This is a genomic window from uncultured Mailhella sp. (genome assembly GCF_963931295.1).
In the GTDB taxonomy this organism is placed as follows: domain Bacteria; phylum Desulfobacterota; class Desulfovibrionia; order Desulfovibrionales; family Desulfovibrionaceae; genus Mailhella.
In genome coordinates this window covers 2,162,853-2,185,782 of record NZ_OZ007001.1, presented here as the reverse complement: position 1 = coordinate 2,185,782, position 22,930 = coordinate 2,162,853, and the positions used below count along the sequence as shown (strand labels likewise).

Annotated in this window: 19 protein-coding genes and 1 pseudogene; 9 read left to right on the top strand and 11 right to left on the bottom strand. The window is 62.5% G+C overall.

Features of this window, described 5'->3' with window-relative positions; translation table 11 throughout:
- Positions 1-118: 118 nt before the first annotated feature.
- From ABGT79_RS09150 to ABGT79_RS09120, 7 genes are all read right to left on the bottom strand, one after another.
- The gene (locus tag ABGT79_RS09150) at positions 119-769 is read right to left on the bottom strand and encodes a TrkA family potassium uptake protein (RefSeq protein WP_346665922.1); all 651 of its coding nucleotides are present in this window, start codon (positions 767-769) and stop codon (positions 119-121) included.
- Between the two features lie 14 nt (positions 770-783).
- Positions 784-2,127 (bottom strand): potassium transporter TrkG, encoded by a 1,344-nt coding sequence (locus ABGT79_RS09145; RefSeq protein ID WP_346665921.1) that lies wholly within the window; start codon positions 2,125-2,127, stop codon positions 784-786.
- Between the two features lie 283 nt (positions 2,128-2,410).
- Positions 2,411-3,871: a replicative DNA helicase gene (gene dnaB / locus ABGT79_RS09140; protein ID WP_346665920.1), complete on the bottom strand. Its 1,461-nt coding sequence runs from the start codon at positions 3,869-3,871 to the stop codon at positions 2,411-2,413.
- A 27-nt stretch (positions 3,872-3,898) separates the two neighbouring features.
- A complete protein-coding gene (rplI, locus tag ABGT79_RS09135) occupies positions 3,899-4,417 on the bottom strand; it encodes a 50S ribosomal protein L9 (RefSeq protein ID WP_346665919.1) in 519 nt (172 codons plus the stop codon).
- A gap of 16 nt (positions 4,418-4,433) precedes the next feature.
- Positions 4,434-4,697 (bottom strand): 30S ribosomal protein S18, encoded by a 264-nt coding sequence (rpsR, locus tag ABGT79_RS09130; protein WP_294446488.1) that lies wholly within the window; start codon positions 4,695-4,697, stop codon positions 4,434-4,436.
- Positions 4,697-5,011, bottom strand: a complete 315-nt coding sequence (gene rpsF, locus ABGT79_RS09125; RefSeq protein ID WP_294486971.1) for a 30S ribosomal protein S6 — start codon at positions 5,009-5,011, stop codon at positions 4,697-4,699. The genes rpsR and rpsF overlap by 1 nt, the downstream gene beginning before the upstream one ends.
- Positions 5,012-5,455: 444 nt before the next feature.
- Positions 5,456-6,196, bottom strand: a complete 741-nt coding sequence (locus ABGT79_RS09120) for a DUF4851 domain-containing protein (RefSeq protein ID WP_346665918.1) — start codon at positions 6,194-6,196, stop codon at positions 5,456-5,458.
- Positions 6,197-6,351: 155 nt separating this feature from the next.
- Here ABGT79_RS09120 and ABGT79_RS09115 point away from each other — a divergent pair, with 155 nt between their 5' ends.
- From ABGT79_RS09115 to ABGT79_RS09080, 8 genes are all read left to right on the top strand, one after another.
- Positions 6,352-7,392: a tRNA-specific 2-thiouridylase gene (locus ABGT79_RS09115; RefSeq protein WP_346665917.1), complete on the top strand. Its 1,041-nt coding sequence runs from the start codon at positions 6,352-6,354 to the stop codon at positions 7,390-7,392.
- Positions 7,393-7,844: 452 nt separating this feature from the next.
- The gene (gene ahbC / locus ABGT79_RS09110; protein ID WP_294488017.1) at positions 7,845-9,029 is read left to right on the top strand and encodes a 12,18-didecarboxysiroheme deacetylase; all 1,185 of its coding nucleotides are present in this window, start codon (positions 7,845-7,847) and stop codon (positions 9,027-9,029) included.
- A 285-nt stretch (positions 9,030-9,314) separates the two neighbouring features.
- The gene (locus ABGT79_RS09105) at positions 9,315-10,241 is read left to right on the top strand and encodes an AEC family transporter (RefSeq protein ID WP_346665916.1); all 927 of its coding nucleotides are present in this window, start codon (positions 9,315-9,317) and stop codon (positions 10,239-10,241) included.
- 267 nt (positions 10,242-10,508) lie between these two features.
- On the top strand, positions 10,509-11,507 hold the full coding sequence (gene hemB / locus ABGT79_RS09100) for a porphobilinogen synthase (protein WP_346665915.1): 999 nt from the start codon (positions 10,509-10,511) through the stop codon (positions 11,505-11,507).
- A 59-nt stretch (positions 11,508-11,566) separates the two neighbouring features.
- Entirely contained in the window at positions 11,567-12,685 is a 1,119-nt protein-coding gene (gene ahbD / locus ABGT79_RS09095) for a heme b synthase (RefSeq protein ID WP_346666662.1), read from the top strand.
- A gap of 92 nt (positions 12,686-12,777) precedes the next feature.
- Positions 12,778-13,245, top strand: a complete 468-nt coding sequence (locus ABGT79_RS09090) for an AsnC family transcriptional regulator (protein ID WP_294488027.1) — start codon at positions 12,778-12,780, stop codon at positions 13,243-13,245.
- Between the two features lie 254 nt (positions 13,246-13,499).
- Positions 13,500-14,273 (top strand): DUF169 domain-containing protein, encoded by a 774-nt coding sequence (locus ABGT79_RS09085; protein WP_346665914.1) that lies wholly within the window; start codon positions 13,500-13,502, stop codon positions 14,271-14,273.
- Positions 14,274-14,713: 440 nt separating this feature from the next.
- Positions 14,714-16,363, top strand: coding sequence for a CTP synthase (locus ABGT79_RS09080; protein ID WP_294488032.1), 1,650 nt, complete (start codon positions 14,714-14,716; stop codon positions 16,361-16,363).
- 148 nt (positions 16,364-16,511) lie between these two features.
- On the opposite strand, the gene ABGT79_RS09075 is transcribed toward ABGT79_RS09080, so the two are convergent.
- The 3 genes and pseudogenes from ABGT79_RS09075 to secA form a co-directional block, all read right to left on the bottom strand.
- On the bottom strand, positions 16,512-17,030 hold the full coding sequence (locus ABGT79_RS09075) for a GNAT family N-acetyltransferase (RefSeq protein WP_346665913.1): 519 nt from the start codon (positions 17,028-17,030) through the stop codon (positions 16,512-16,514).
- Between the two features lie 420 nt (positions 17,031-17,450).
- Positions 17,451-17,540, bottom strand: a complete 90-nt coding sequence (locus tag ABGT79_RS09070) for an SEC-C metal-binding domain-containing protein (RefSeq protein WP_346666661.1) — start codon at positions 17,538-17,540, stop codon at positions 17,451-17,453.
- A gap of 297 nt (positions 17,541-17,837) precedes the next feature.
- Positions 17,838-20,195, bottom strand: a pseudogene (gene secA, locus ABGT79_RS09065) (preprotein translocase subunit SecA); the annotation flags it as partial.
- Positions 20,196-20,643: 448 nt separating this feature from the next.
- On the opposite strand from secA, the gene ABGT79_RS09060 reads away from it, so the two are divergent.
- Positions 20,644-21,366: a septal ring lytic transglycosylase RlpA family protein gene (locus tag ABGT79_RS09060; protein WP_294488045.1), complete on the top strand. Its 723-nt coding sequence runs from the start codon at positions 20,644-20,646 to the stop codon at positions 21,364-21,366.
- 118 nt (positions 21,367-21,484) lie between these two features.
- Here ABGT79_RS09060 and dinB read toward each other — a convergent pair whose 3' ends face one another.
- Positions 21,485-22,738 carry a DNA polymerase IV gene (gene dinB, locus ABGT79_RS09055; RefSeq protein WP_346665912.1) on the bottom strand — a complete coding sequence of 418 codons (1,254 nt, stop codon included), beginning with the start codon at positions 22,736-22,738 and terminating at the stop codon, positions 21,485-21,487.
- Positions 22,739-22,930: the final 192 nt, after the last annotated feature.

Genomic DNA, 22,930 nt, shown 5'->3' with positions numbered 1-22,930 from the left:
AAAGAGCCGCGCAAAAAACGTTCCGAACAACACGGAACGCCCGTCGGCCCTGACTATTGGATTTGCTCCAATAGTAGCACGCCGGAATCGTTGAGGCAAGATACGCACGCCCGCCGCGTCAGTTTTTGCGAAGAAGTTTCTGCACGTCCATGTCGTGGCCGAGCACGAACACGTTTTCCCCGGCCTGAAAGCAGTGCGACGGGCCGGGCATGGGCTGGAGCTCGTCGCCCTTCTTCACGCCGAGCACGTTCACCCGGTAGCGCTGACGCACGGCCAGTTCCTTCACGGTCTTGCCCTGCCATTCCTCGGGCGTGGCTATCTCGTAAATGGAATACTCGGGCGAGAGCTTCACGTAGTCGAAAATGTGATCGCTGCTGTAGCGCATGGCGGCCCAGTCGGCGGTCTGACGCTCGGGGTACACCACGTCGTCCGCGCCGTTGCGCAGAAGGAACTTGGCGTGAACCTGCCGCGACGCCCGGGACAGCACAAAGCGCGCCCCGTGCTCCTTGAGCAGCGCCGTGGTTTCCAGAGAACTCTGAAAGTCGTCGCCGATGGCGACCACGCACATGTCGAAATTGCTCACGCCCAGCGAGCGGATGAACGTTTCGCTGGTGGCGTCCGCAATCTGGGCGCTGGTCACGAAGTCCAGCGCTTCGTTGACGCGCTGTTCGTTTTTGTCGATGGCGAGCACGTCGTGATTCAGTTCGCGCAGCTTTCTTGCCATGCGGCGGCCGAAACGGCCGAGTCCTATGAGCAGTACGGATTTCATGCGGCACACTCCTTTCAGCCCACGGCCACATCTTCAGAAGGATAGCGGAAGGCGTCCTGACGCAGGCCGGACGACACCGCAAACACGACCGTGAGACTCCCCACCCTGCCGAAGTACATAAGCAGAATGAGAATGCCGCGCGAGGCGTCGGAAAGTTCCGGCGTCGCGCCCAGGGAAAGTCCCACGGTGCCAATGGCCGAAGCGGACTCGAAGAACGCCGTCATGAGCGGCAGCTCGTCGAAGGCGGAAATCAGCATGCCCCCGGCCAGAAAGAGCAGAAGATAAAACATGAATATGCCCGACGCCCGGCGCAGGGCCATGTCCGGCAGTCTGCGGCCGAAGCCGCGCACGTCGTTGCGGTGCAGGAAGATGGAGAGCAGGCCCAGAAGCAGCACGGCGAGCGTGGTGACCTTGAAGCCGCCGCCCGTGGAGCCGGGAGCTGCGCCCACCAGCATGAGCAGCATGGTGACCAGCTTGCCGAGCGGACTCAGCGCGGCGAGATCCACGCTGTTGAAGCCCGCCGTGCGCGGACTTACGGACTGGAAAAACGCGGCGAGCGCGGCCTCCGGGCCGGACATGCCCCAGCTTTCGCGCCGGAACTCGCAGAAAAAGAAGAAGAGGAAGCCGACAAGAAGAAGCGCGGCGGTAAAGAGCAGCACGAGCTTGCTCTGCAGGCGGTAGCTGCGGAAATTCGCGCCGTGCGAGCGCACATCGTCGAGCGTGAGAAAGCCGATGCCGCCCGTGATGATGAGCGCGGCCACCACAAGACAGACCAGCGGATCCGACGCGTAGGCCGTGAGCGAAGCGTAGGGATGCGCCTCTCCCATGAGATCGAAACCGGCGTTGCAGAAGGCCGACACGGAATGAAACAGGGCCATCCACAAGCCCCTGCCGAGTCCCACCTGCGGGCAGAAGCGCAGCGCGAGCAGCGCCGCTCCGGCAAGTTCCACAGCCAGCACGGTTTTAAAAATGAAGCCCGTCAGGCGAACTATACCTGCAAGCTGCGGCGCGGAAATGGATTCCTGCATGACCCAGCGCAGCCGGAAGCCTATCTTCTGCCCCGCGAGCACGGCCACGGCCACGGCCATGCTCATGACGCCGAGGCCGCCCGCCTGAATGAGCATGAGAATGATCGCCTGGCCGAATTCCGACCAGTAACGCGCGGTGTCGTGAACCACGAGGCCGGTCACGGTAATGGCGGACGTGGCCGTGAAGAGCGCGTCGCAAAGTCCCGGCCCGACGCCGTCTCTGGTGGTGAAGGGCAGCATGAGCAGCGCCGTGCCGCAGAGAATGAACAGAAAATAGCCCAGAATGATGATCTGCGAAGGGCTGATGCGTTCTTTGATCCAGAATGACATCTCTTTCTCCGGCTGTCGGCCCGCCTCGGCGTAGTATTGGAAGCCAGCTTTAAGTAGCACGCCCGCGGTGCGCAGGCAAGACGCGGCGTTTTCCGGGCAACGAACGGCGTCCCGGCGTGTTTCCCGCGCCCCCGGTCAAAAGGCGCGCAGGCGGCGTTCGCCTCCCGGGCGGACGGCCCGCGCTCTTCGAAAGGACGAGGCTCTCATGCCGTCAGGCTGCGCGCCCCGTCAACGCGACGCCAGACGCGCCACGAGCCGGAGAATTGCGGCCCGGCCGGAGCAGTCAGGACTGCGCTTCCGAAGGCTCGACATAGGTGGTTTCGAGGTCGTCGAAGGCCGTGAATTCCGGCCGGTAGGCGAGCTTCACCGTGCCGGTGGGACCGTTTCTGTGCTTGCCGATGATGATTTCGGCAATGCCGGTCTTCTGGTGGTCGTCCTTCTTGTTGTAGGCGTCCTCGCGGTGGATGAACATGATGAGGTCGGCGTCCTGTTCAATGGCGCCGGATTCGCGCAGGTCGGAAAGCACGGGACGCTTGTCGGTACGCTCTTCCACCTTTCGATTGAGCTGGGAAAGCGCAATGACGGGAACCTTGAGTTCCTTGGCGAGCGCCTTCAGGTTGCGCGAGATGTCGGAAATTTCCAGTTCGCGGGAATCGTTGCGCGAGGAGTGCATGAGCTGCAAATAGTCCACCATGACGAGGTCGAGGCCGTGCTCGGCCTTGAGGCGGCGGCAGCGGGCGCGAAGCGCCAGCGGGGTCAGGCCCGCGGTGTCGTCGATGAATATCTTGGCCTGGGAGAGCGCGTCGGCCGAGGCGGAAAGCTTGGCCCAGTCGTCGTCTTCCAGAAAGCCGCGGCGCACGCGGGAGAGCTCCACCCGGCCCCAGGCGCAGAGCATGCGGTCCATGAGCGATTCCTTGCTCATTTCCAGAGAAAAGATGGCCACCGTGGCTCCGCCGGAGAGCGCGGCGCGCATGGCCACGTTGAGGGCGAAGGCCGTCTTGCCCATGGAGGGGCGGGCCGCAAGAATGATGAGGTCGGTGGGCTGAAGGCCGGCGGTCATTCTGTCGAGCATCATGTAGCCCGTGGGCACGCCGGTGGTCACGCTCTTGTTGTTGTACCGGGCGAGCAGCTCGTCGAACACGGAACGCACAAGTTCGCTGCTGCTTGCGAAGGTCTTGCTGTTGGCGCGTTCGGAAATGGAAAATATGGCGCGCTCCGATTCGTCGAGGAGCGTGGGCACGTCCTTGGAGGCGTCGTAGCAGTTGCTGATGATCTGGGCGGAAGTGTCGATGAGCGCGCGCTGCATGGCCTTGTCGCGCACGATTTTCGCCCAGTGAACGGCGTTGGCGCCGCTCACCACGGCGCGGGAAAGTTCGCCGAGATAGGCCGCGCCGCCCGCGGCCTCAAGCTGGGAATGGCTGACCAGCCAGTCGAACACCGTCACTTCGTCCACGGGGGTGTTCTGTTCGCACAGCGCCACGAACGCACCGAAGATGATCCGGTGCGCAGGAACGTAGAAATCTACGGGACGAAGCTGATCGACGAGCTCCTGAAGCAGATCGGGCCGCAGGAACACGCCGCTCAGAACGGCCTGTTCGGCCTCTTCGTTGTGCGGCGGAACGCGGCGCAGAAGGTCGTCGCGCGCGCGATCGGAGATTTCGCCTTCCCCACGGGAAGAACGACGAGAGCCGCCGCTCCGCGAAGGAGCGGCGGCTTCATTCATGACGGTATCCGGGCTGTCCATGACTCGTCAGGCTTCCGGGGAAGCTGATTAGGCATTTTCAGCAGGAGCTTCCGCTTCGGCGGCGGGAGCTTCCACGGGGGCTTCTTCTTCAGCGATGTGCTTTTCTTCAGACACGATCTTCACGGTGAAGGAAGGAACCACGTCGGCATGCAGACGGGCGCGCACGTTGTGTTCGCCCAGGGTGCGGATGGAGCCGTCGAGAAGCAGACGATGACGATCCACTTCGATGCCCATGGCGGCGAGAGCGTCGCCGATCATGGCCGGGGTGACGGAACCATAGAGCTTGTCGTTTTCGCCAACGCGCATGGCGATGGTCACCACCACGCCTTCGAGCTTGGAAGCGAGGTCGGCGGCAGCGGCGCGGAGGGCGTCCATGCGGGCCTGCAGCTTCTTGCGTTCGAGTTCAAACACGCGGATGTTGGCGGGAGTGGCCAGGCTGGCAAGCTGCTGAGGAAGCAGATAGTTGCGGCCGTAGCCGGGCTTGACATTGACGATGTCGCCAAGGTGACCGAGCTTTTCAACGTCGGCACGAAGAATAACTTTCATTTTGTCTCCTATGCCGTTAGATGTTGGTCTTCTTCTTGAGTTCGCTGGAATGAGCGGAAGTGTAGAACAGCAGGGCCATCTGGCGGGCGCGCTTGATTTCGGTGGTCAGAGCGCGCTGATGCTTGGCGCAGGTGCCGGTAATGCGACGGGCGACGATCTTGCCGCGTTCGGTGATGAAGTCGCGGAGAATGTCGGGACGCTTGTAGTCGAGAGCCAGTTCGGCGTCGGCGCAGAAGCGGCAGAACTTGCGGCGAGGAGCAAACTTCTTACGGAAAGCCATTACGCGACCTCCTCGGTGGCTTCGACGGAGTCGGCCAGCTTGACGGTCATGAACTTGAACACGCCGTCGGTGATGCGGATGATGCGTTCCAGTTCAGCCACGAGCTGAGAAGGAGCGGCATATTCAAGACGAACATAGAAGCCGCGCATCTGCTTGCGGACGGGATAGGCCAGGTCGCGCATGCCCCACTGATCCACGACGAGCATCTTGCCGCCTTCGCGGGTGATGACTTCGTCCATGGTCTTCAGGACGGTTTCGCGCTCTTCCACAGACAGCTCCGGAGAAAGGAGCAGCAGGGTTTCCATTTTGCGCATGTAGGATATCTCCTTACGGTCAGAGGTCCGCCGCTTCCGACTTCCTGCCGGAAAAACCATACGGCGAACAAGGTGAACTATCGTATTTACTAGGGCGCCGCGCTTCTGTCAAGTCAAAAAAGGAGCACGGACGGTGCGGCCGGGCCGCGGGAATGCTCGCGCGATCACCGCGCCCAGCCCCGTCAGCAGGCGGCCTTTCGCTTCGGAGAAGAAGCCGCGATGCGCCGACGCCTGACGCAGGCGGCACCGGCATCGCCACATCATCAATAAAGAAGCGACCGGCGATCATCAGGCCGGAGCGTCGGGCCCGGACTCAGGCCGAAACTCACGGCATCCGTGCGGCGAGTCCCCGGCGCTTCGGGCCTGCGGGCCTCAAGCTGCGGAAAGTCGAACGAGCACCCCTTGCCGGCAAAAGCCGGACGCACCGCTTCCGCTTCACTTCGATCAGAACAGAATGATCTGATTGGTGCTCACCGACCCCACCACGGGCGCGAGGAGACTGTCGGAAATGCCGACGCCCACGCGGGCGACGGGCGAGACGGGCTCGGTCACGCCTTCCAGCGTAAACGCCTTCTGCGAGCGAGCGATGAACGCCGAAATATCGGTCACGCGCGGATTCATGCCGGCCAGCAGTTCGGGCGCCGGTTCGCGGTATTCGACCACCAGCTTGTCCTTCTGCGTGGTGCTCGTCCATTCATAACGCGCCACCAGCGTGTCGCCCTTCCAGGCCGTCTTTCCTGCGCCGAGGAACAGGGGCGTCCACGGATCCATGGAGGCCGGACGCACATACACGCGCACGGTAGCGTCGTTGGGGCCGACGCCGTTGCTCTCGTAAAACACCTTCAGCTTCTGATATTCCACGCCCACGGCGCGCACTTCCCAGATCAGTCCGGTGGGGCACTCGGCCAGCATGACGGCGAGCTGCGAGCCTTCCCGTTCCTGAAGCGAGAACCACACGTTGGCGGACACGCTGTTCATGAAGCTGTTCTCGTAGGGCACGCGGCACAGCGTGTAGCCGGAAAGCACGTTGGCATATCCTTCCGCGGCCTTCACGCTCACCGTGGGGGACGACGTGGACACGAAATCGCCGGTGGCGGCGTCCAGACCTCTGTAGATGGGAGCGCCGACGCATCCGCCGAGAAGCGTCACGACGCAGAGCGCCGCGCAGGCCAGAATATGTTTCATGGAGACACCTCGTTTCGATGGGTTGTCCGAATTTCCCGAATATCAGGAAGTATCAGCATAAATCCTTCCCTGCGGATTGGCAACGGGAAGAGATTCGGCCTGAGGGCGGAGAATCGGTCTTGCCCTCTTCGTCCGCCGATGGCACACTGAAGCCCATGAACGTCACAGTTGCCATAAGCGGCGGAACCGACAGCCTCTTCGCCCTGCTCAGCCTCAGGGAACAGGGACACGCTGTCACGGCTCTGCACGCGCGCTTTCTTCCCGGAGCGGCCGGAACCGAAGCTGTTCCCGCCATGGAAGCCCTCTGCCGTTCCTTCGGCATTCCCCTGCACGTGGTGGATCTTTCCGAAGAGTTCCGCCGCTGCGTCATGACTCCCTTTGCCGAAGAACACGCCCGGGCGCGCACCCCCAACCCCTGCGCCCTGTGCAACCGGACCATGAAGTTCGGTCGCCTGTTCGACTGCGCCATGAACTACGGCGAAGCGTTCGCCACCGGTCACTACGCCGCCGTGACGGAGCACCCCGTCTACGGCCGGACGCTGCGCGCAGGACGCGACGGCACCAAGGACCAGAGCTACTTTCTCGCGCTGGTGCCCGTCGAGCGCCTGCGCCGCTGCCTCTTTCCGCTCGCGGAATGGAAAAAATCCGACATCCGGGCCAGTCTTGCCGAGCGCGGCATCACGCCGCCCGTGCCCGCCGAAAGTCAGGAAATCTGCTTCATTCCGGGCGACGACCACTACGCCTGGCTCGAAGAGCGCCGCGCCCGCGGCCTGCGTCTGCCCGGCCCCGGCCCCGTGCTTCTCGCCGGAGAAAACCGCGTCATCGCGCAGCATCGGGGACTTTGGCAGTACACCGAAGGCCAGCGCCGCGGACTCGGCATTCCCTGGAAGGAGCCGCTTTACGTGCTGAGGCGTCTGCGGGATTCCAACACCCTCGTGGTCGGGCCTAAGAACATGCTTCCCGCAACCACGTGTTCCGCCGGAGCGCTGAATCTCATGGTCTCCCCCGACCTCTGGCCGGAACGGCTCTTCGTGCGCGTGCGCTACCATCAGGCTCCGACGCCCGCCCACGTGAGCGTGGCCGAAGACCGCATGACCATAACCTTCGACACTCCCCAGCAGCCTCCGGCCCCCGGACAGATCGCCGCCGTGTACGACGCGGACGGCTTCGTGCTTGCAGGCGGCATTCTGGATTAGCGCCGCAGGAAAGCGGCCCCGTCGAGGCCCTTCCGCCCGACCTTCGCCGCCCTGACGGAGAACGGGGCGTCCCGCCTGCACAAACGAAAATCCCCGGCTCCGTTGCCGAAACCGGCGCTTCATTGCTCCGCGAGAATGGCGCAGAGCAAGCCCGACCGCGCCGACAATCCCCGCGCTTCTACTTCCAAGGAGAGCGCCTGGTGAATCCGGCAGGCCGCCCCCTACGGAACGAGCGCCGGACAAAGCGCCTCCGCGTGCCGGACAGCACGGCGTTTTCTTCCGAAGTTTCGCGCTAGGTTGCCGGCGTCACTTGATTCCCGGAGCCGGTGCGGCTATGATGTGGCCCGGTCTGCCGCCGAAATGCGGCAGAACCAACGTTTTCCATGCAACATGGCGACGAAGCGGCGCATTCCGCTCCGTCTTTCCCATACAACGCCCAGTGAGGACACTACATGATTGGTATTTCAAAGCTTTACTGCGGACAGGTGGAACCCTCCGACGCCCTGCGTTACGGTCGCCAGTCCGGCAAGCTGCCTTCTCACCTTCTCCAGTTCTCCGCCGACAAGAAGCCGGTCGTCGTCTGGAACATGACGCGCCGCTGCAACCTTAAATGCGTCCACTGCTACGCCCAGGCCGAAACCGACAAGGGCGTCGATCCCATTTCCACCGAACAGGCCAAGGTCATGATCGACGACCTCGCCGCCTACGGCGCGCCGGTCATGCTCTTTTCCGGCGGCGAGCCCACCATCCGCAAGGACATGCCCGAACTTGCCAGCTACGCCACCAGCAAGGGCATGCGTGCGGTCATTTCCACCAACGGCACGCTCATCGACCGCGCCATGGCCAGACAGCTCAAGGAAGTCGGCCTTTCCTACGTGGGCGTTTCCCTCGACGGCGGCGAAGAGGTCCACGACCACTTCCGCGGCGTGAAGGGCGCGTTCCGCCGGGCACTCGAAGGCCTCGACTACTGCCGCGAAGAAGGCATCAAGGTGGGCCTGCGTTTCACCATCAACAAGCGCAACGCCGTGGAAATACCCAAGATTTTCGACATCCTGCGCGAACGCAACATTCCCCGCGTGTGCTTCTATCACCTGGTGTACTCGGGCCGCGGCACCGAGCTCATCAATGAAGACCTGAACCATCAGGAAACCCGCGCCGTGGTCGATCTCATCATGGACAAGACCCGCGAATGCTTCGACGCCGGCACTCCCAAGGAAGTGCTCACCGTGGACAACCACGCCGACGGTCCCTACGTGTGGATGCGCCTGCTCAAGGAAGATCCCAAGCGCGCCGAAGAAGTGTTCCAGCTGCTGCAGTTCAACGAAGGCAACAGCTCCGGCCGCGGCATAGGCTGCATTTCCTGGAACGGCGACGTTTCCGCCGACCAGTTCTGGCGTCATCACGTGTTCGGCAACGTGCTTGAACGTCCCTTCTCCGAAATCTGGGACGACCCGAACATCGAACTGCTGCACAAGCTCAAGGACAAGAAGCCCTACGTGAAGGGCCGCTGCGCCAAGTGCCGCTTCCTGAACATCTGCGGCGGCAACTTCCGCTCCCGCGCCGAAGCCTACTACGGCGACGAATGGGCCGAAGATCCGGCCTGCTACCTCACCGACGAAGAAATCGGCATCAAGTAGCACATCGCTCACCACAACGGGGAGGCTCCGCGGAGCTTCCCCGTTTTCTATGTATCGCTTCCGCGTTTTCCCCGTCACGGTCTGCCGCCGCGTGAGCGCAAGCTCCTCCCTTCCGGAGAAACGCACGACATCATGCGTCGCGCGGTGAGGCAGTTCCACCGAAATTCCGGCGTTGAGCCCGAACAGCGCCGCATGAAGCCCAAGGCCGCGCGCCGGGCGTCGCGTTCGCTCCTTTGTTCCGGCCCCCGCATCCCGCCTTTCCGCATTTTCCCCAAGAGCCTTTCCATGATTATTTCTCTTCTTCTCGGCAAGCAGATAGCCGCCATGCTCCTCATGGTTCTCATGGGCTATGCCGTGGTCCGGCTGCGCCTGCTCAAGGCCGAAGACAGCGCGCCTCTGGCCGCGGTGGCCCTGTACATCGTCGGCCCGTGCATGATGCTCGACGCCTTTCAGGTGGAATTCTCCGGGGAAAAGCTGCAGGGCCTTTTTCTCTCGCTCGTAGCTGCCGCCATTTCCCAGTCGCTGGCCATCGTGTTCAACATGCTCGTACGGCGTCCGCTCAGGCTCGATCCCGTGGAACAGGCTTCCGCCATCTATTCCAACGGCGGCAACCTCATCATTCCCATAGTCATTTATGTGTTCGGCCCCGAATGGGTACTCTATACCAGCGGCTTTCTCATCGGCCAGACCGCGCTTTTCTGGACGCACTGCTATACGCTGCTCCATAAGCACGGACAGTTCCATCTGCGCAACATTCTGTTCAACGTCAACATACTGGCCATGTTCGCAGGTGCGCTGCTCTTTGTTTCCGGGCTGCACTTCCCTGAAGTGCCGCGCCTTGCCGTACACGCCGTAGGCAGCATGATAGGACCCCTGTGCATGATAGTCACGGGCATGCTCATAGGCTCCGTGAACTTCCGCCGCATTCTCGCCTACAAAAAACTGCCCCTCATCGTCGCCCTGCGTCTGCTCGTGCTGCCGCTGCTCACCCTTCTCGTCTTCCGTGTCAGCGGCCTTGCCTCCTGTACCGCAGACGGTTCCACCATTCTGCTCATCAGCTTTCTTGCGGCCGCCGCGCCCTGCGCCTCCACCGTCACCCAGATGGCCCACCTCTACGGACACAACGGCGAATACGCGAGCCTCATCAACGTGGTCTCCACCCTGCTTTGCGTCATAACCATGCCCGTCATGGTCTTCCTCTTCCAGCTCTGACGCAGCGTCCGTTCCCGCGGCAGGGCAACGTTCTCATCGTTGCGCGTGTCTCGAAACCATTCCCGCCGGAGGCTGCGGGCTTCCTCCCGCATCGCCCTTTGCCGCGCAACATCTCCCGCCGCGCCCTTCCCGACGCCTTCCGCTCTCATAAAAGTTCTACTGCCCCGACCGTGACTCCGGCCCTTTTCAAAGGCCGGGGCCGGTGTTATCTTCCTTGTCGTTTTCATTGGACCGTTGACGCGCCCTTCCGGCGCAAAGGATATTGTCATGACCGAACTTTCCTTCCATCGCGGCCGCCGTCTGCGCCGCACTCCCGCTCTTCGCGACATGGTGCGCGAAACCTCCCTTTCCGCCGCCGATCTCATCATGCCCTACTTCGTGGTGGACACCCCCGACGAACATTTCCGTCAGCCCATCAACTCCATGCCCGGCCAGTTCCAGCTTTCCCTTGCCGAACTCGAAAAGGAAATCGGCGAAGCCGTGAAGCTCGGCCTGCGCTCCGTGCTGCTCTTCGGCATTCCCGCCGAAAAGGATCCGCTGGGCTCCGGCGCCTACGCCAGGGACGGCATCGTGCAGCGCGCCACCCGCATGATTAAAAAGAACTGGCCCGACCTTGTCGTCATCACCGACCTGTGCCTGTGCGAATACACTTCGCACGGCCACTGCGGCATCATTGCCGACGGCGACAAGACCGGCCACGTGCTCAACGACCAGACCCTCGACCTGCTCGCCAGAACCGCCGTTTCCCAGGCCGAAGCCGGCGCCGACATCGTGGCTCCCTCCGACATGATGGACGGCCGCGTGCTCGCCCTGCGCACCGCTCTCGACAAGGCCGGATTCGAGGAAACGCCCATCATGTCCTACGCCGTGAAGTACGCTTCCGCCTACTACGGCCCCTTCCGCGACGCAGCGGAATCCGCCCCCCACTTCGGCGATCGCCGCACCTATCAGATGGATCCCGGCAACGCGCAGGAAGCCCTGCGTGAAATGCAGGCCGACATCGACGAAGGCGCGGACATGTTCATCGTCAAGCCCGCGGGCCCCTATCAGGACATCATCCGCCTCATGCACGACACCTTCGACGTGCCGCTCGTGACCTATCAGGTGAGCGGCGAATACTCCCTCATCTGCGCCGCCGCCCAGAACGGCTGGATCGACCGCAAGGCCGTCATCATGGAATCGCTCATCGGCCTCAAGCGTTCCGGCGCCAAGATGATCATCACCTACTTCACCGTGGAAGCCCTCCGCGAAGGATGGATTCGCTGATGAACGGCCACGACTCCGCCCTCTCCTCGCTGGGGGCCTGCCATCCCGGCGGGCATCCCATGGGTCGCGTTCCCGACGGAGCCCCCGGCGGGCATCCCGCCACGGCAAAACCCCGCTTCCTGCCCGACGGCTCTCCCAAGTGCCGCCTCATCGCCTGGGAAGTCACCCGTTCCTGCAACCTGGCCTGCAAGCACTGCCGCGCCGAAGCTCATCCCGAACCCTATCCGGGCGAGCTCTCCACCGCGGAAGCCAAGGCCCTCATCGACACCTTCCCCGAAGTCGGCGAGCCCATCATCATCTTCACCGGCGGCGATCCCATGATGCGCGCCGACGTCTATGAACTCGCCGCCTACGCCCGCGACAAGGGCCTGCGCTGCGTCATGTCGCCGAACGGCACGCTCATCACGCCCGAGTCCGCCCGCAAGATAAAGGAAGCCGGCTTCCAGCGCTGCTCCATCTCCATCGACGGAGCCGACGCCGCAAGCCACGACGCCTTCCGCGGCGTGCCCGGAGCCTTCGACGCCTCCATGCGCGGCATCGAATACCTGAAGGCCGAAGGCGTGGAATTCCAGATCAACACCACGGTGACCAAGAGCAACCTGCACTCGTTCAAGGATATCTTCCACCTGTGCGAGAAAATCGGCGCCGTGGCCTGGCACATCTTCCTGCTCGTGCCCATGGGCCGGGCCGCCGAAATTCAGGAAGAGGTGATCACCGCCGAAGAATACGAAGAAGTGCTGCACTGGTTCTACGACTTCCGCAAAACCACCTCCATGCATCTCAAGGCCACCTGCGCCCCGCACTACTACCGCATCATGCGGCAGAAGGCCCGCGAGGAAGGCGTAACCGTGAACATGGAAAACTTCGGCATGGACGCCATGACGCGCGGCTGCCTCGGCGGCACGGGCTTCTGCTTCATCAGCCATACCGGACAGCTCCAGCCCTGCGGCTACCTCACCCTCGACTGCGGCAACGTGCGCGACACCCCCTTCCCCGAGCTCTGGAAAAAGACGCCGTGGTTCCTCAAGTTCCGCGATCAGAGCGCCTACAAGGGCAAGTGCGGCGTGTGCGAATACCACAAGGTTTGCGGCGGCTGCCGCGCCCGCGCCTACAGCATGACCGACGACCCCATGGCTCAGGAACCTTTGTGCCTGTACAAGCCCAAGGCGGCAAAATAACGGGGATTTCCCCTTCCGCGCCCGCTCCGCGCCTGCGGGGCGGGCCCACATTTCTCCGGGCAAGGCTCCGCCTTCCCGCCCAAGGAAGCATCATGGCTCAGATCGACGCTCTGGACACCATCGACAGAAAACTGCTGGACATCATCCAGACGGCCTTTCCGCTGGTTCCCCGCCCCTACGAGGCGCTGGGCAGACAGCTCGGCATTTCCGAAGAAGAAGCCCTCGACCGCGTGAAGGCCATGAAGGAAAAAAGAATCATCCGCCGCCTGGGAGCCAACTTCCAGTCGGCCAAGCTCGGCTTCCGCTCCACGCTCTGCGGAGCCCATGTGCCCGAAGACAAGCTCGACGCCTTCATAGCCGACGTGAACGCCCTGCCAGGCGTCACCCACAACTACCTGCGCAACCACGACTTCAACGTGTGGTTCACCCTCATCGGCCCCTCCTGGGACAGCGTGTGCGAAACCATCAGGGGCATCGAAGAGCGCACCGGCGTCAGCATCATGAACCTCCCCGCGGAAAAGCTGTTCAAGATCCGCGTGGATTTTCAGATGGAAGAGTAGGAGGCGGGGGAAGGAGGGAAAACTTTTGAAAAAGTTTTCCCTCCTTCCCCCGGGCCACCATCCTTCCTTTCAAAACTTTTCATCAGGAAGTCGGCACGGCTTCGGAACAAGGTTTCCGGTCGCGCCGGCTTCTTTTTTTATGAAGGCAGGGAAAGACAAAGGGCGGCGCGACGCAGCCGGGGCGCTGCGTTGACACGGCATCTTCCGTCCTGTACGCTTTATTATTCCGCGCACCTTGTCACAGAGGAGCCGACATGCTGGACACCTCACGCCTTCAGAACATGTTTGAGCTGCTCGGCTGCGAAGAGCCGCTGGGCGTTTTCTACGCCGAAAAGGCACCAACCGACTCTCTCACTCCCCCGCCGGACAGGGGACACGCCTGCATCATCAACTATCTGCGCATGGCCTTTGATCGGAAAATCTGCGTCCACTTTGCCGCCGACGCATGCACCTGCATGGGCGGATGGGTCTATCTCGGCTACAGGCTTCCCGCGCCGGAGCGCATCGTCCACTTCGTCACCACCGGATGGGAAGGCGGAGAAGGCGAACGCTATCTCCCCTCGCCCGATTCCATGCGCCGCTTTTTCCGCGACATCGACGTGCAGCCCGCTCCCGCGCCCTTCTGCGCAGCACGCCCCCTCTCTCAGTTTGCCGAAGGCGAAGAGCCGCTGCTCGTCACCTTCCGCTGCCGGGGCGAGGCGCTCACCGGTCTTTCCATGCTCGCCGGATTCGCCCTCGACGATCACAACGCCGTGGTCATGCCCTTCGGCTCCGGGTGCGCCAACATTTTCGCCTGGCCGCTCAACTGGCGGCGGCGGGGGCTCAAAAAGGCCGTGGTCGGCGGATCCGATCCGTCATGCCGCCCCTTCATGGGCGTGGACGAACTTTCCTTTACCGTAACGGCGGACGTGCTGCTCGCCATGCAGGAAGCCTTTCCCCGCTCCTTCCTCACGGGGAAAACCTGGGCCGGCGTAAGAAAAAAGATTGACAGAAGCCGGAAAGTCTGGGAAGAGGCCGCGTCGAGATGATGCGCGAATGCAGCGCCCGCCTCCTCCTTGTCAGCGGGAAGAACGGCGGAAACATGGCCTTTCCGCCTTCGGGCAAAACGGATGACAACGCGTTGCAGCGTTTCGTTTTTTCGTGGAAAAACGGAAGGTTGCGACTTGAAAGCGCAAAAGGAAAAATTCCGGCGCAGGCCGGAGAGCCTCTTTGGCAGTCACGGGGAACATGGCGCTCCGCTCCCCGTGCACGGCGCAGGACATCCGGCGTTCGCCACGGCCGCGTCCCTCTCCGGGCACGAAGGAAAAATTTTCCGAAGGCATGATTTAGTGCTTTCTTTCCCGGGGGCTATCAAGTATAAGGGACAAGAGCGCAATGCGTCATCGGGGTGCCTTTCCGCTGAAAACAGGGCAGGAAGGTACGTTTATTATTTAAATTTCCCATCAATTTTCCATAGAAGGGCTCATTCATGAAAACCAAATTCATTTTTGTTACCGGCGGTGTGCTTTCCTCTCTCGGAAAAGGACTGGCCTCGGCTTCGCTTGGCGCTCTGCTGAAGGCCCGCGGTCTTTCCGTGACCATCCAGAAGCTCGACCCCTACATCAACGTCGACCCCGGCACCATGAATCCCTTCCAGCACGGCGAAGTCTATGTGACCGACGACGGCGCGGAAACCGACCTCGACCTCGGCCACTACGAGCGCTATCTCGACGTTTCCCTCTCCCAGCGCAACAACACCACCTCCGGACGCATCTACTACAACGTCATCAACAAGGAACGCCGCGGCGACTATCTCGGCGGCACCGTGCAGGTGATTCCGCACATCACCGACGAAATCAAGCGCACCATCCTGAGCCTCACCGAAGGCGACAATCCCCCCGACGTGGCCATCATCGAAATCGGCGGCACCGTGGGCGACATCGAAGGTCTGCCCTTCCTCGAAGCCATCCGCCAGCTCCGTTCCGACATCGGCCGCAACAACTGCCTCAACATTCACCTCACTCTCGTGCCCTATCTGCACGCCGCGGGCGAATACAAGACCAAGCCCACGCAGCACAGCGTGAAGGAACTGCTTTCCATCGGCATTCAGCCCGACATCATTCTCTGCCGCTGCGAACAGACCATTCCTTCCGAACTCAAGAAGAAAATCGCCCTGTTCTGCAACGTGGACGAAGACGCCGTGTTCACCTCCGTGGACGTGAAGAACGTGTACGGCGTGCCGCTCAAGTTCTATGAGGAAGGCTTCGACCAGAAGGTGGCCATCATGATGCGCCTGCCTGCGCGCAACGCCGACCTCTCCGGCTGGATCAAGCTCATGAACGACTTCGACGAAGCCGCCAAGAGCAAGGTGAACATCGCCATCGTGGGCAAGTACGTCGACCTCAAGGAAGCCTACAAGAGCCTGCACGAAGCCCTCGTTCACGCCGGCGTGGCCAATCATGTTTCCGTCAATCTGAAGTACGTCAATTCCGAAGAAGTCACCGCCGACAACACCCGCGACATCTTCAAGGGCTGCGACGGCATCCTCGTGCCCGGCGGCTTCGGCTACCGCGGCGTGGAAGGCAAGATCGAAGCCATCCGCTACGCCCGCGAAAACAAGATTCCCTTCTTCGGCATCTGCCTCGGCATGCAGTGCGCCGTCATCGAATTCGCCCGTCACGTGGCCGGTCTTTCCAAGGCCAATTCCGAGGAATTCGATCCGCTCACCGATGAAAAGGTCATCTACCTCATGACCGAATGGTACGACTTCCGCAAGAACTCCGTGGAAGTGCGCGACGAAGCCAGCAACAAGGGCGGAACCCTGCGCCTCGGCGCGTATCCCTGCGCCCTGCTGCCCGGCACCAAGGCCGCCGAAGCCTACAAGCAGGAAGAAATCTCCGAACGTCATCGTCATCGTTACGAATTCAACAACGCCTTCCGCGAAACCCTCAGCCAGCACGGCATGGTGTTCAGCGGAACCTCGCCCGACGGCACGCTCGTGGAAATCGTGGAACTGCCCGACCATCCCTGGTTCGTGGGCTGCCAGTTCCATCCTGAATTCAAGTCCCGTCCCATGCACGCGCATCCGCTGTTCAAGGACTTCATCGCCGCTGCGGTGAAACAGTCCAAGAAGAAGTAATCCGGGGCTCTCATTGCCGCAAAAAAAGCGGGGAGGAACGCACGTTCCTCCCCGCTTTTTTTGCGGCAATTCCTTCGAGTCTGTTCTGTTCGGAGCCATCGGCAAGCCCGTCGGAACAGGCTGCTTCAAAAAACGCGGCCTTGCGCCGTCAGATGCGCTTTTCCAGAAAAATCAGATTCTCCGAAATGGCCCCCTCAAACAGCACCTCTGCCTTTCCGGCATAGCGGAAGCCCAGCTTGAGGTACAGGTTTGCGGCGGGCCTGTTGTTCTCCCAGGTGTCGAGACGCATCACCTCGCAGCCGCGCCGCGCCGCCTCTTCCAGAGCAAAGAACACCATGCGCTTTCCGGCCCCCTTCCCCGCCTGCGAGGGCGGCACGCACAGCGTGTGAATGACCAGCACCTTGTCCGGCTCCGCCGCGTGCTCCCAGGGTATCGAGGCGTAGGCGTCGAGCTGCACATGGTTGAGAATCATGCTGGCGCAGACCTCGCCGTTCTCTTCCAGCACGTACAGCGTGCCATCCTTCACTCCCTTTTCCGCCACGGCCCGGGTGGGGTACACGCCAAGCTCCCAGTTGGTGCTGCTGCCGTGCTCCTGCTCAAAAGTCAGCAGCTCCGTGTAATGGCGCTCCACCGCGTCAACGTCGCTCTCCGTCGCTCTGCGTATCATTGCCTCGCCTCCTTCTTTCTTTTCGCCGTTTGTCTTTGCCCTGCAGGGGGAGTTTCCGCTCATGCTCTGCGTCTGCAAAACTGCACAGCGCATGCACACGGCCCAGCCTTTTTTCACGGCAGCGCCCGCAAGGACGCATCCGCCGGGCGGCAGGTTCCGGAGCGTCCTCCGAGCCCTTTTCTGCGCGAAGCGTCGCACCCAAAGCGTCCGCCGCTTCCGCGGCCCGGCATCAGTTCCGTTGCCGGGCGATCGGAAAAGCGTTTCCCGGCTCTGCCGCGCTTCCGGCTTCACGACGCCCGGTCGCACCTGCGCAAACACATGCGCCCTCAGCTGATCGGGCAATGCGCGCCCTTCCCCGCCTGCGCAGGATACAAAACTCCCCGCGGAATCCGAAGACGCCGCGGGGAAGAGGTCAGCGCGCTACAGGTTTCTGCCGCAGCACTTCTTGAACTTCTTGCCGCTGCCGCAGGGGCAGGGATCGTTCCGTCCGACCTTCACGCCATTGTACATGTGATGTTCCTCCTTCTCGGCGGAGGCTCCGCCGTCGCCCAGAGCGGCGGGATCGGTCTTGTGGCGCAGGTTCAGCACGGGCTCGGCCTTCTGGGGCTCCGCTTCGGCTTTGGCCTCGGGCTGAGGTTCAGTCTCGGCTGCCGCTTCCGCGGCAGGTTCCGGCTGCCGGGGCTCGGCAGGCGCGCTCTCCGGCGCGGCCTCCTGAGAAGGAGCCTGTTCGGCAGAGGCTTCGGCGGACGCCTGTTCGGCAGCCTGCGCTCCGGCTTCGCCTTCCGCGCCTTCGGCGGGGGCCGCTTCTTCGGCTTCCACCCGTTTCATGCGCACGTGCGTGAGCGAGGTCAGCGCGCCCTCATGGATGCGGAACAGCATGTCCTTGAACATGGCCAGACCTTCGCTCTGGTACTCGCGCTTGGGATCGCGCTGGGCGTAGCCGCGCAGGCCTATGCCTTCGCGCAGGTAGTCCATGGCGCGCAGATGATCCTTCCAGCAGCGGTCCAGGGATTCCAGCAGGAAGTAGCGCAGAATGTCGTTGTACACGGGGCCGGCTTCCTCGCGCAGCTCCTGGAATATCTTCTTCACGGCCTCAAGCGACTGCTCGCGCGACGGAATGGCGCTCATGGTCAGCTCGGGCATGGCGCGCGCAATGTTCAGCGTTTCCATGAGGCGGCTGTTCACCTCGGCGCACATCTGCGCGTCGGGCGCTTCCTTGTGCGCTTCCACGGGCTGATAGATATTGTCCAGCACCTCGTCCACGAAGTCGAAGAGTACGCCTTCCACGTCGGGCAGCTGCATGAGATCGCGGCGCAGGGTGTAGATCACCTCGCGCTGCTGGTTCATGACGTTGTCGTAGTCGAGCAGGGTCTTGCGTATTTCAAAGTTGTGGCCTTCCACGCGCTTCTGCGCGTTTTCGATGGCCTTGGACACCATGCGGTTCTCGATGGGCTCGCCTTCCTTCATGCCCAGCTTTTCCATGAGGCCGGAAATGCGTTCCGAACCGAAAATGCGCATGAGGTTGTCTTCCAGCGACAGGTAGAAGCGGGAGGAACCCGGATCGCCCTGACGACCGGCGCGGCCGCGCAGCTGATTGTCGATGCGGCGGCTTTCGTGACGTTCCGTGCCCAGAATGTGCAGGCCGCCGAGTTCCTTCACGCCCTCGCCGAGCACGATGTCGGTGCCGCGGCCGGCCATGTTGGTGGCGATGGTCACGTGGCCCTTCTGACCGGCCTGCGCCACGATGGCGGCTTCTTCGGCGTGATGCTTGGCGTTCAGCACGCTGTGCGGCACGCCTTCCTTCTTGAGCATGGCGGAAAGCAGTTCGGAAGTCTCAATGGAAATCGTGCCCACAAGCACGGGCTGCCCGGTCTTGTAGAGTTCCTTGATGGACTCGATGATGGCGTGATACTTTTCCTTCTGCGTGCGGAAGATGAGGTCTGGCAGATCCTTGCGGATCATGGGCTTGTTCGTGGGAACGGTGATGGTTTCCAGATGATAGATCTGGTCGAATTCCACGGCTTCGGTCTGGGCCGTGCCGGTCATGCCCGCGAGCTTGTCGTACATGCGGAAGTAGTTCTGGAAGGTGATGCTGGCGAGCGTCTGGTTTTCGGCCTCGACCTTCACGCCTTCCTTGGCTTCGAGCGCCTGATGCAGACCGTCGCTGAAGCGGCGGCCGGGCATGAGTCGGCCCGTGAACTCGTCCACGATGACCACCTTGCCCTCGTCGCTCACGATGTAGTCCACGTCGCGCTTGAAGCAGTGATGCGCCTTGAGCGACTGAAGAATGTGATGCTGATAGGCGATGCTCGCAGGATCGAACAGGTTCTCGATGCCGAGAATCTTTTCGCACTTGGCCACGCCCGCGTCGGTGAGCATGGCCGTCTTGGACTTTTCGTCGATGGTGTAGTCTTCCTCGGCCTTGAGCTGACGAACCACGGCGTCCATGGCCTGATACAGCTCGGTGGACTCGTCGCTCGCGCCGGAAATGATGAGCGGGGTGCGCGCTTCGTCGATGAGAATGGAGTCCACTTCGTCCACGATGGCGAAGTTGTGGCCGCGCTGCACAAGCTGCTCGGCGTAGAACTTCATGTTGTCGCGCAGGTAGTCGAAGCCGAATTCATTGTTGGTGCCGTAGGTGATGTCGCAGGCGTAGGCGGCCTTGCGCTCCTCGTCGGTGAGGCCCTGCACGATGACGCCCACGCTCAGTCCGAGGAAGTTGTACAGACGGCCCATCCATTCCGCGTCGCGGCGGGCGAGGTAGTCGTTCACGGTGACCACGTGGACGCCCTTGCCGGAAAGCGCGTTGAGCACCACGGGAAGCGTGGCCACAAGGGTTTTGCCTTCGCCGGTCTTCATTTCCGCAATCTTGCCGGCGTGAAGCACCATGCCGCCCACAAGCTGCACGTCGTAATGGCGCATGCCCATCACGCGCGAAGAGGCTTCGCGCACCAGCGCGAACACTTCGGGCAAAACGTCGTCGAGCGAGCGGCCGCCGTTCTGCACCTGGTCGCGGTATTCCGCGAGCTTTGCGGGAATCTCCTCGTCGGTGAGAGCCTGCATCTGAGGTTCAAGGGCGTTGCACTTCTTCAGCTTGGGTCGCAGGGAACGAAGGTAGCGTTCGTTACGGGTGCCGAATATTTTGCCGATCAGGAACTTGATCATGGGTATCTCCAGAAAATGTCGTTGGAACAAGGCAGAAGATAAGTCAAGGCCTTGTATTTGGCAAATGGTCATCGCCCCCTTTTCCGCATATTTTTCCGGCGAGGCTCCTTTCTTCCGCCCCTCGTCCGGCAGAGGCGGCGGCAGAAACGCACGAAGGAACGCGCGAGGGCGCGCCCCAAAAAAGCGTCGGAACCTTCAACGTATCAAAGAAGGCGGCAGGACGCGCCAGAGCGCGGAAAAAACGCCTGCGGCAACGCGGCGAGCCGCTCCGAATCTCTCCTCCATGCGGCGGCAAAACGCCGGAACAGGCGGTCTGCCGGGGCAAAGACGATGCCGCTGCGCACAAGCGCTCTGGACAAATTTCCGCGCATGCCTCATGATGGCCGAAACGCCGCCCGTAGCCGGGCACATGGTGTGCCGGATTCCGGGGCCGCTTCAACAGATGCCCATGCTCAACATACGTCGATCGCTTTTCGTGCTTGTGTGCCTTTTCGTCGCGGCCGCTCTTGTCGGCGGCTGTTCCTCCAAAAACGGCTATCAGAACGGCCGCTACCGGGGAACCAAGGCCTACACGGTGCGCGGAAAAACCTATTATCCGCTGCAGTCGGCGCGCAACTTCGTGGAAACCGGCGTAGCCTCCTGGTACGGCCCGGGCTTTCACGGCAAGACCACGTCCAACGGCGAACGCTACAATCAGAACGCCATGACGGCCGCGCACAAGCTGCTGCCCTTCGGCACGCGCCTCAAGGTCATCAATCTGGACAACGGCCGCACCACGGAAGTGCGCATCAACGACCGCGGCCCCTTTGTGGACAGCCGCATCATCGACCTTTCCCGCGCGGCGGCGCGCGACCTCGGCATGATAGGCAAGGGCACGGCGCGCGTGCGCCTCGTATCGCTTGAGCGCGGCGGCGAACCTTCTCTCTTCACCCCGGACGGCGACATGCTCGGCCTGTTCTACGTGCAGATAGGCTCGTTCCGCGAGCGGCCGCGCGCCGTGAACCTCGCGGACTTCATGCGCACGCAGGGCTACGGCTGCCGCATCGCGCGGCACGACGGCAACGATCTGAACTTCGTGCAGCTCGGCCCCTATCACTCCCGTTCCATCGCCGAGAAAACGGCGCGCTCGCTGAGTCTCCGCTACCGGGGCCTGTTCGTGATTGCGGAATAGCAATCCTTCGGACGCGACAAACGCCCGGCGCTATCATCACTCAATAACTAAGAATTGGCCGACCGCGGAAGGCTCCGCAGACCTGCGGGCGCGCGGGCGTTCCGGCTTCTTCTTTTTATCAGTGCTTCTCCCGCAGCCTCCGACCCTCGGCACGATCCCTGCGGCGCTCGGTCTCCGCGGGATCCTCCTCCTGCTGCGCCTCAAAAAGCCTTCCCCGCATCACCGCGCCGCCGCCGTAGCGCGAACGCAGCGCGTCCACGGCCATGTTCAGCCGTCCGCGTCTGGCCTCGTCCTTTTCCGGCTCCTTTGCCGGCATGAGCGAAAGCTGCTTCGGCGCGCCCGCCTCAAAGCCCGACACCCCGACGCCCACAAGACGCACCCTGTCAGTCAAATCCAGACCGTCCAGCACGGCGCAGGCCGTCTCGTAAATGCTCTCCGTGCTGCATATCCGGCGCTCCAGCGTGACCTGTCGCGTGATCTGATGAAAATCCGCGTACTTTATCTTGAGCGTCACCGTGCGCCCGGCCAGCCCCTGACGCCGCAGCGACGCTCCCACCCGTTCCGCGTGGCGCAGAATCCAGGTGCGCAGCACCTCCCTGTCGCGCGTGTCCACATCGAGCGTCGATTCCGCGCTCTCCGACTTGGGCGGCGTCCACGGCACCACCTCGCGCGGATCCTCCCCGTGCGCCCGCTCCCAGAGCACGACTCCGGCCTTGCCGTAGCGCCGCCGCCAGAACTCCTCGCCGTAGCGCGACACGTCGCCGCACGTCTTCACTCCGAGCCTGGCAAGCTCCTCGGAAAAGCGCCGTCCCACGCCGGGCACGGCCGTCACCGAAAGGGCGGCCAGAAAATCGGCCGTCTTTTCCGGCGCAAGCAGAAAAAGACCGTCGGGCTTGCGCTGCTCCGACGCAATCTTCGCCAGAAACTTCACCGGCGCAATGCCCACGGAACAGGTGAGGCCGCCCGTGGCCTCCTTCACCGCCGCCTTGAGCGCACGCCCCATCTCCTCCACCGGGCCGAACAGCCGCTCAAGACCCGTGGCGTCCAGATAGGCTTCGTCCACCGACGCCATCTCCACCTTCGGCGAAAAGCGCTCCAGCGTCTCGCGCACAAGCGCCGACACCTCCGCATAGCGGCGCATCCGCGGCCGCACGTACACAGCCTGCGGGCAGCGCCTCTTCGCCTCCGCAATGGACATGGCCGAATGCACCCCGAAACGGCGCGCCTCATAGGAACACGTGCTCACCACGCCCCGATGATCGCCCCCGACCACCACGGCCCGACCCCGCAGCGACGGGTTGTCGAGCTGCTCGATGGATGCGAAAAAGGCGTCCATGTCCATATGCATGATCCAGCGCTGCGAAGGCGACACCCTCATCCTCCCGAAAAGGCCGCGGCCAAGTATGACAATATCGTTACAGAAGGCCCCTTTCCGAGGATTGTCCTTGACAAGGGGGGGCGCTCTCTCTAAGGAAGAAGTACCTGTCGTCATCATGCCCTTGCGCGCTGAAAAGGGCAACCTACCGGGGCGTCGCCGCCCCTCTTTTCCCATCCCATAAGGAGT